This window comes from Streptomyces sp. NPDC048565 (genome assembly GCF_040650935.1).
In the GTDB taxonomy this organism is placed as follows: domain Bacteria; phylum Actinomycetota; class Actinomycetes; order Streptomycetales; family Streptomycetaceae; genus Streptomyces.
Genome location: NZ_JBEZIH010000061.1, coordinates 1 through 2,825 on the forward strand (window position 1 = coordinate 1; position 2,825 = coordinate 2,825).

3 protein-coding genes are annotated in these 2,825 nt (G+C 67.6%); 1 reads left to right on the forward strand and 2 read right to left on the reverse strand.

The window, feature by feature from the left end; genetic code table 11:
- Window positions 1-212: 212 nt before the first annotated feature.
- Window positions 213-620 carry a helix-turn-helix domain-containing protein gene (locus tag AB0C75_RS35820; RefSeq protein ID WP_362896719.1) on the reverse strand — a complete coding sequence of 136 codons (408 nt, stop codon included), beginning with the start codon at window positions 618-620 and terminating at the stop codon, window positions 213-215.
- A gap of 100 nt (window positions 621-720) precedes the next feature.
- Between AB0C75_RS35820 and AB0C75_RS35825 the strand changes: the two genes are divergently transcribed.
- A complete protein-coding gene (locus AB0C75_RS35825) occupies window positions 721-1,560 on the forward strand; it encodes an alpha/beta hydrolase (protein WP_362896721.1) in 840 nt (279 codons plus the stop codon).
- A gap of 80 nt (window positions 1,561-1,640) precedes the next feature.
- Here the strand turns inward: AB0C75_RS35825 and AB0C75_RS35830 are convergent, their stop codons facing one another.
- A complete protein-coding gene (locus AB0C75_RS35830) occupies window positions 1,641-2,327 on the reverse strand; it encodes a glycoside hydrolase family 11 protein (protein WP_362896723.1) in 687 nt (228 codons plus the stop codon).
- Window positions 2,328-2,825: the final 498 nt, after the last annotated feature.

Sequence of the window (2,825 nt, forward strand, 5' to 3'; positions counted from 1 at the left end):
GGAGGGTCGCCCCGATACTGGGTGTATCGGGGTGATCCCGACAACGCGGCGAGCGTGCGTGCCAGGCGTCGCCGGGCAGGCGGGACTTTCGAAACACGCCCTAGTCCCGCCGCCATGCCGGCCGCCGCTCGTCTGCGGCGGGAGAACAGGGAACGGGCGCGGCTGGTCACATGTGCTCCAGGTGTCGGGGATCGGGAGATCCGAAAGACGGTCTACGTATCCTCCGTCACCGCGTCGGCGCTCTGCTGGGCACGGTCGATCTCGACCATGTGTTCCTCCGCCCACTGGCGGACGGCGGCCAGCGGGATCTCCAGTGACAGCCCGAGCTCGGTGAGGCCGTAGTACACACGCGGCGGCACGGTGGTCTCCACCCGCCGGCTGACGAGGCCGTCGCGGCACAGCGCCTGCAGCGTGACCGACAGCATCTTCTGCGAGACACCGGTCATGCGCCGCTGGAGTTCGGCGAAGCGCACCTCGTCCGGGGAGGCTTCCGCCAGTACCTTGACGGCCATCGAGGTCCACTTTCCGCCGATCCTGTCGAGAAGCCGACGGGTCGGACACAGCGGGTCGAACAGATCGCCGCGGGCGCCTTCCGGCGTACGCGTGGTCCGAGGGGTCACCTGGAGCTCACCACCTGGGGTAAAAGTGCGGTCTTGGCCGCTCCAGGGTAGTTACCTATCGTTCTGTTGTCACCAATGGTTACTGCCCGAAGAGGCCATCATGTCTGTTGCTCCCGTCCAGATGCACCGTGTCGCCGTCAACGGCGTCGAACTCGACGTGGCCACCGCAGGCACGGGCCCCGCCGTGCTGCTGCTCCACGGTTTCCCGCACACCTGGCGGCTGTGGACCCACGTCCTGGACGATCTGGCCGCCCGGCACCGGGTGATCGCCCCTGACCTCCGGGGGCTCGGCGGGAGCACGCGCGCCTCGGACGGCTACGACGCCGGGACCCTCGCCGACGACTGCCTCGCGCTCCTGGACACGTTCGGCGAGAGGTCCGCGTCCGTGATGGGCATCGACGCCGGGACTCCGCCCGCCTTCCTGATGGCGATGCGCAGCCCCGAGCGCGTCCGCCGGCTGGTGCTCATGGAGTCACTGCTGGGCACCCTGCCGGGCGCGGAGGGGTTCCTGGCGTCGGGGCCGCCCTGGTGGTTCGGCTTCCACTCGGTTCCTGGCCTGGCGGAGACCGTGCTGCTGGGCAACGAGGCGGCGTACATCGACTGGTTCCTCGACTCGGGCACCCTTGGGCAGGGCATCGAGCCCGGGATCCGGGACGCCTTCGTCAGCGCCTACACGGGCTCCGAGGCGCTTCGCTGCGCGTCCTCCTACTATCGCGCCATGCCCGCCGGCGCCCGGCAGATCCACGCGGCCGTGGAGGCGGGCCGGTTGTCGGTGCCCACGCTGGCCGTCGGCGCCCGGCCTGTGGGGGACGCACTGGAACGGCAGTTGCGACCTGTCGCCGACGAGCTCACGGGCCATGTCATCGAGGACTGCGGTCACATCATTCCGCTGCACCGCCCTGAGGAACTCCTCCGCCTGGTGCGCCCTTTTCTCACCTGAGGCCCCCGCTCGATCCGGCAGACAGCTGGGGCGCTGCGCCCTCCCGGCCGCGCGCCCCAGCTGGATGATGCGCGGGCGTGTCAGCTCACCGAGATGCTGGAGCTCCCGCTGCTCTGATAGCCCTCCGTGGCCATGATCATGTAGTAGTTGAAGCTGCCCAGCGGCATTCCGTAGCCGGCCCAGGCGTCGAAGTGGTTGCCGGCGGTGATGCTTCCGCCCGTCCGCTGCGACTGGCGGACGCTCCAGTACTGGTCGAAGGTCTTGGTGCCTTCGACGGAGGGGGCGTTGTACCGCGTCGTCCGGTAGACGTCGTAGGTTCCGCCGTCGCTCGAGACCGTGCCCTGGAACGTCCCGGTGGGCCGGTAGGTCCCCCAGTTGTCGACGATGTAGTACTCCACGAGGGGATTCGCCGTCCAGCCGTAGAGCGTCAGGTAGGAGTTGCCCGACGGGTTGAAGCTGCCTGAGTAGTTCACGGTCCGGCGTGCGCCGTTGGCCCAGCCCTTGCCGGCGACGAAGTTCCCGCAGTTGGTCCACGAGGTGCTGTAACTGCCGCCGGACGACAGGTTCATGGAGACCGAACCACCACCGTCGGTCCAGAACGAGTAGTAGTAGCCGTTGTCGGTGCCCTCCTGATTCGTGGTGATGACCGTGTCGGCGTGGGCGGTGCCAGGCAGCATCAGCCCGGACGTCGCCAGCGCCAGGGCACCTGCCCGGCCGATGAAGCCTCTGCGACTGACCGGCCGGCTGGGGATGTTGTCCATGTTCATGCCTTCTCCTTTTGACGGCTTGCGGGAGCCAGGTGGCGGGCCGGCCGGTCGGCGCACGGTCGGCCCAGGAGACCGGATCGCGTGGACGACCCGGGACCGCCGGGGCTTGTGGCCTGGCGATGCCGACAGTGTTGAGCGGTACCCGTCAAGAGTCAACAGTTTCCGCAATGATTGCGAAAGATCAGGCTCACACGGGAAAGTGAATGGCTGTTATATATGCAGGTCAAGGTCCGATTGAACCGCCGAAGCCGATCAAAGACAAAAGGAAGACCGGATTCCTGGAGAAGAATCGAACAGAATCGGGCGCGAAAGTTTCGAAAGTTTCGACTGCCTTTCGGATCGCGGAGTGCTCCCGTGGGTGAGCGCGACGCACCACGCACAACGACGCGCAGGACGGAGTGGACTCCGTCCTGCGCGTGGGTGTGCGTGGCGCCGCCCCGGGCGGTCAGCCCGCCTAGATCGGAAGAGCGTCGGGGAGGGAAGAGTGTTGTAGTCTGG

Excerpts from the sequence above, each read along its gene's own strand:
- AB0C75_RS35830 (WP_362896723.1), bottom strand. The coding sequence starts at position 2,327 with ATGAACATGGACAACATCCCCAGCCGGCCGGTCAGTCGCAGAGGCTTC.
- AB0C75_RS35825 (WP_362896721.1), top strand. The coding sequence starts at position 721 with ATGTCTGTTGCTCCCGTCCAGATGCACCGTGTCGCCGTCAACGGCGTC.